Source organism: Saccharopolyspora rectivirgula DSM 43747, assembly GCF_000497205.1.
Taxonomy (GTDB): Bacteria; Actinomycetota; Actinomycetes; order Mycobacteriales; family Pseudonocardiaceae; genus Saccharopolyspora; species Saccharopolyspora rectivirgula.
Window position 1 is genome coordinate 1 of record NZ_AYJW01000107.1, and the last position, 5,724, is coordinate 5,724.

6 protein-coding genes and 1 pseudogene are annotated in these 5,724 nt (G+C 67.1%); all 7 read left to right on the top strand.

Annotated features, from left to right (window positions below):
- Positions 1 to 113: 113 nt before the first annotated feature.
- Positions 114 to 422, top strand: a pseudogene (locus tag SREC43747_RS0118650) (ATP-binding protein); the annotation flags it as partial.
- Between the two features lie 2 nt (positions 423 to 424).
- On the top strand, positions 425 to 1,327 hold the full coding sequence (locus SREC43747_RS0118655) for a S49 family peptidase (protein WP_029722911.1): 903 nt from the start codon (positions 425 to 427) through the stop codon (positions 1,325 to 1,327).
- Between the two features lie 292 nt (positions 1,328 to 1,619).
- The gene (locus SREC43747_RS0118660; protein WP_029722912.1) at positions 1,620 to 2,423 is read left to right on the top strand and encodes a LytR/AlgR family response regulator transcription factor; all 804 of its coding nucleotides are present in this window, start codon (positions 1,620 to 1,622) and stop codon (positions 2,421 to 2,423) included.
- Entirely contained in the window at positions 2,420 to 2,830 is a 411-nt protein-coding gene (locus tag SREC43747_RS0118665; protein WP_236623274.1) for a hypothetical protein, read from the top strand. Before SREC43747_RS0118660 ends, SREC43747_RS0118665 begins: the two co-directional genes overlap by 4 nt.
- Positions 2,831 to 2,929: 99 nt before the next feature.
- Positions 2,930 to 4,657, top strand: a complete 1,728-nt coding sequence (locus tag SREC43747_RS0118670) for a sodium/solute symporter (protein WP_037332629.1) — start codon at positions 2,930 to 2,932, stop codon at positions 4,655 to 4,657.
- 319 nt (positions 4,658 to 4,976) lie between these two features.
- Positions 4,977 to 5,378: a DUF485 domain-containing protein gene (locus SREC43747_RS0118675; protein ID WP_152528475.1), complete on the top strand. Its 402-nt coding sequence runs from the start codon at positions 4,977 to 4,979 to the stop codon at positions 5,376 to 5,378.
- Between the two features lie 8 nt (positions 5,379 to 5,386).
- A partial coding sequence (locus SREC43747_RS0118680) for a sodium:solute symporter family transporter (protein ID WP_438646497.1) occupies positions 5,387 to 5,724 on the top strand: 338 nt, incomplete at its 3' end.

Below are 5,724 nucleotides of genomic sequence, written 5' to 3' on the forward strand. Positions count from 1 at the left end.
TTTCCGGCAGCGATCGCCTGATTGGCCCCTTTGCCGCCGGGAACAGGCGCACCGGCTGATCCCGCACGCTCAGGCAGTCGGTGTCGTCGGGCGGCTAAGCCGCCCGGTCGCCGGACAACGGCAACGAGGCGGTCATCAGCGTCGACGACGACGGGATCGGGATGGATCCGGACCGGCTGGACGCCGAGCTGGCCGACGCCCACCTGACCGGGGCGCACGTCGGACTGGGCAACATCAACAACCGGATGCGGGCCACGTTCGGCAACGACTACGCCCTGGTGGTGGAGACCGAGAAGGGGGCCGGCATGAAGGTGACCATGCGGGTGCCGAAGTTCGCCCCCGGGGTGCAGGCCGACGCGGCGCACGCGTTCAGCGATTCCAGCGCCGAGCTGGCAGCGGGCTCATCGGCGGGTAGCGTCTAAGCATGACCGAGAAGGGGCCGCAGAAGTTCACCGATTTGCTCACCGACAAGCTCGCCACGAAGTTGCCGGGCAAGCTCGCCGAACGGGCCGAGCGCGGACCGGTGGTCACCGTCGTGCGGCTGCACGGTGCGATCACCCCGAACCCGTCGCCGATGAGCCGACCGACGATCTCCCTGCATTCGGTGGAACCGGCGCTCTCCAGGGCGTTCAGCCACGACCGGTTGCAGGCGGTGGCGCTGGCGATCAACTCCCCGGGTGGGGCCGCCACCCAGTCGGCGCTGATCGCCGAGCGGATCCGCGGGTTGGCCGAGGAGAAGGACGTGCCGGTGCTGGCGTTCTGCGAGGACGTCGCGGCTTCCGGCGGTTACTGGTTGGCCTGCTCGGCGGACGAGATCTACGCGCACGCCACGTCGATGGTCGGTTCGGTGGGGGTGGTCAGCGCCAGTTTCGGGCTCACCGGGCTGTTGGAGAAGTTGGGCGTGGAGCGCCGGATCTACACCGCTGGCCCCAACAAGGTCAGGCTGGACCCGTTCGAGCCGGAGAAGCCCGAGGACGTCGAGTGGCTCAAGGGCATGCAGGAGGATCTGCACGAGCAGTTCCGGAGCTGGGTGCGGAACCGCCGGGGCGACAAGCTGACCGGGAGCGAGGACGACTTGTTCTCCGGTGAGGTGTGGACCGGGAGCAAGGCCCGGGAACTGGGTTTGGTGGACGGTTTGGGCACCGTCCGGCAGGTGGTGAAGGAGCGCTTCCCGGACGCCCACCTGATCCCGGTCGAGCCGCGGAAGCCGTTGCTGGCCAAGTTGGGGATGTCATCGGCGGTCCGGCTGCGGAATCCGGGGGAATCGGTGTTGGCCGCGTTGGATTCGCTGGAGCAGCGGGCTGCGTGGTCACGTTTCGGTCTCTAATCCGGTTGCGTGACCCCGCGCGGTCGCAGTGACCCGCTGTGCCAATAAGTAGTCGAGTCATCCCCCAAATAGCCGCTTAATTGCGTCTATTTGGGGGAAAACTCTTACATCTCACGGAAAATCCGTGTTCAGTCCACCCTGATGAACCGTGCAGAGCGTGAACACGTAGCTTGGTTGGTATGAGTGATCGAAATCACTGTCCTGAGGTGGGTGGCGGATATCCTCCCACTGAGGTCGAGTGGATACTCGATCATGGGAAAGCGCTGATGGCTCGGCAGGGTTTGGCATAGCAGTGAGTACACGAGACAACTCCGCGGGGCTGGTCGTGCTCGCCGTGGACGACGAGAAGGCGGGGCTCGACGAGATCGCGCACATGCTGGAGAGCAATCCGCGGGTCGCGCAGGTGCTGACCGCCGTCGACGCCGCCGAGGCGCTGCGGATCATGCGCGGCGACGAGACCAGTCAGCCCTTCGTGGACGCCGTGTTCGCAGACTTGTCGATGCCCGGTCTCAACGGCATGGAGCTGGCCAGGGTGCTCACCGCGTTCCGCAATCCGCCGGCCCTGGTCTTCATCACCGGGCACGACGAGAACGCGCTGGAGGCGTTCGAAGTCGGCGCGCTCGACTACATCATGAAGCCCCCGAACCCCAACCGGGTGGACCGGGCGCTGCGGAAGATCGAGCGGAACAAGCTCGCCCTCGCCGGCCCCAGTTCGGCCGAGCCGGCAGCTCCCAGCGACGACGAGGTGATCCCGGTGGAGCTGGCCGGGACCACCAAGCTCATCCCGCGCCGCGAGATCCGCTGGGTGGAAGCCCAGGGCGACTACGCCCGGCTGCACACCGCCGTGGACTCGCACCTGGTCCGGATCCCGCTGGCACAGCTGGAGGAACGCTGGGCCGACGCCGGGTTCCTGCGGATCCACCGCTCGTACTTGGTGTCGTTGCCGCTGGTCACCGAGCTGCGCATGTCGTCTTCGGGGTACTCGGTCGTGGTCGGTGGCGGGCCGCAGAAGGAACTTCCGGTGAGCCGCCGCCACACCCGGGAGCTGAAGGACCGGCTGGTGCGAGCGCCGCGGCAGCAGTGGGGCCAGCAATGAGCCAGGGCGCGGTGCGGATGGACTTCCTCGGGCGGCGCGCGGAACCGGCCCGGCCGCGCCGCAAGCGGGTGGTGCTGGCGGACCGCCGCCGTCCACAGCGGATCGTGCGCGCCATCGCGGAGCTGGAGGAGCAGAACAGCGTCGGGGAGGTGCTGGTCCGCCAGCTGATGGCCGCTCAGCTGCGCAGCGCGCTGCTGCTGGGCGGAATCCTGGGGGTGGTGCTGTTCGGACTGCCGGTCCTGTTCTGGACGGTTCCGCAGGTCGGCGAGCTCGTGGTGGCCGGGATCCGGTTGCCGTGGCTCGTTCTCGGTGTACTCGTCTACCCGTTTCTGGTATTGCTTGGGTACTTCTGCGTCCGCGCTGCGGAGCGGAACGAACGGGAGTTCTTGCAGAACGTTGGGCAGTAGCCGGCTGCGGCGGGTCGGGGCAGCCGGAGCGGGAGCACTGCGCCGAGCGGCTGGCACGGGCAGCTGTCCGGTGTCGGTCCAGGTGCGATGTAGGGCGCGATGGAAGCGAATCTGTGGTCGTTGGCCGGGGCGGTGGCGGCGGTTGTGGCTTCTTTCGCCGTCGGTCTCTGGGGCGGCCGGTCCGCCCGGGTCACCGATGACTTCTGCACCGCTCGGCAACCGGTTCCGGTGAAGCTGAACGCGGCCGCGGTTTCCGGCCAGTACCTCTCGGCGGCCGCGTTCCTGGGAGTTTCCGGTCTGCTGCTCAAGAACGGGGTGGACGCCCTGTGGTACCCGGTCGGTTTCGCGGCCGGGTGCGTGGCCCTGATGCTGTTCGTGGTCGCTCCGGTGCGCCGGTCGGGGGCGTACACGCTGCCGGACTTCGCGGTCGCCCGGTTGGACTCCGACCGGCTGCGGGTGCTGTGCACGGTCCTGGTGGTGCTGGTCAGCTGGCTGTACTTGGTCCCGCAGCTGCAGGCCGCCGGGCTGGTGTGGAACGTGGTCACCGGCTTGCCGTACTGGTCGGGGGTGCTCTGCCTGGTGGGTTGCATCCTGCTGGGGGCGCTGACCGGTCGGATGCGCTCGGTGACGGTGGTCCGGGCGTTCCAGTACTGGGTGAAGCTGGCCGCCGTGTTCGTGCCGACTTTCGCCCTGTTCTTGGTCTTCCTGGTCAGCGGCCCGCCCCGGCAGGCGCTGACCGAGCCGGCGCCGCCGGTGTTCGCCGCCGAGACCGAGGTCGAGGTGCACACCGATGTGCAGGTGCGGGTGTCCGCTCCGGTCTGGTTGCAGCAGGACGGCAGCAGCACCTACTTGAGCCCCGGCGAGTACACCATCGCCTCCGGGGCCCAGTTGCGGTTCCCGGCCGGTGCTCCGGCGCCCGTGGTGCTGGACGCGGAGCCGCTCAACGCCGATTGGCTGCGCCCGGGGACCGGGGACCTACCGGGGGTGTTGCACGTGTACTCGGTCCTGCTGGCCACACTGCTGGGCACCATGGGCCTGCCGCACATGGTGCCCCGGTTCTACTCGAACCTGAGCGGTCAGGCCGCCCGCCGCACCGGTTTCTTCGTGGTGGTCATGGTGGGGGCTTTCCTGGTGTGCCCGATGGTCCTCGGGCTGCTGTCCCGGTTGTACGTGCCGCAGTTGCTGGTGACCGGGCACAGCGATGCCGCGGTGCTGCTGCTGCCGACGGCGATGTTGGACAACTGGCTGGGAGCGGTGCTGTCGGCGGTGGTCACCGCCGGTGCGTTCGCCGCGTTCTTCGCCGCCGGTTCCGGACTGCTGTTCAGCGCGGGTGGGGTGCTGGCCAGCGATGTGCTGCGCACCCGGAACGTCCACTGGGGATACATAGTGGCCTGTCCGGTTCCGGTGCTGCTCGCGTTGGCGATGGAGCACCAGGACATCGTGCGCGGGGTGGGGTTGGCCTTCGCCATGTCGGCTTCCACCTTCGCGGTGCTGCTGCTGCTGGGGATCTGGTGGCGCGGGTTGACCGCGGCGGGAGCGGCCAGCGGGATGCTCACCGGTGCGCTGCTGGTGCTGGTCGGGATGGTGGTCTGGCTGGGCAGCGAGCCGGGATCGACGTGGGCGGTGTTGGCCGGGCAGCCGGCGCTGGTGTCCGTGCCGGCCGCGTTCCTGGTGGCGCTGGTGGTCAGTCGCGCGACGCAGAACCAGGTGCCGCCGAACGTGGGGCGGGTGATGCTGCGACTGCACGCACCCGACCGGCTGCGCCTTTCAGCTGACGCCGACCGCTCGACGGAATTCGGCCGTACGAATGGTGCAAGCGCTGAGTAGTCACCAACGAGAGGAAATTAGTTAATTCGAGTGAATTCTTGTTCTGCCTTCCGTATGAATTCGGTGGGAATTGTTAGCGGTGTGCTCTGAATGGGTTAATTGATGTTGGAAGTGCGTCCTTTTTGGGCGCTTTCTTCTCTTTTGTCAACGTCATTCGATCGTTAGCATGCCTATGCCGTTAGGTACTTCACAGCCTCCCGGTGCACTACGTAGCTTTTTCGCGTCCCCCTGACTCAGCAGGCTCCTCCGGTTCTGGTGGAGCCTTTCACGTAGGAGGAGTGCCGTGAGTGCCACGGGCCAGAGCGGGTCCGGGTCAGGTATCACTGCTGAAACCTGGGCCTCTGCGCAAAGCAGCCCTGATTTCGTCAATTTGCGCAAGCGATTGCGCAATTTCGTCTTCCCGGTATCGGTTCTGTTCCTGGCCTGGTACCTGGTCTACGTGCTGCTGGCCGACTACGCGCATGGATTCATGAGCATCAAGCTGGTCGGCAACATCAACATCGGCCTGGTGCTGGGCCTGCTGCAATTCGTCTCGACCTTCGCGATCACCACGCTCTACGTCCGCTACGCCAACCGGAACCTCGACCCGCTCGCGGAGAAGATCCGCGGCCGGGTGGAGGACGGAGCGGACGCCGCGTCGGTGGAAGCGGCGACCGAGAAGACCGCGGACACCGGCAGCGGAGCTGACGAGACGCCCAAGACCGAAGGAGACCAGGAGTGATCACCGCACTGTCCCCAGTGGCCCAATCTTCGGTCGCGGACAACCGGTGGCTCAACATCGGCATCTTCGCGCTGTTCGTCGCGGTCACCATGGTGATCGTGTTCCGGGCCAGTCGGAACACCAAGACGGCGACCGACTACTACGCGGCCGGCCGGTCCTTCAGCGGACCGCAGAACGGCATCGCCATCTCCGGTGACTACCTCTCGGCAGCGTCCTTCCTGGGCATCGCCGGTGCCATCGCGGTCTACGGCTACGACGGCTTCCTCTACTCGATGGACTGGTCGAAACCGCACCGGGTGATCTCGCTGCACCACGCGCTGGCCGCCGACGAGCTGCTGCGGGACAA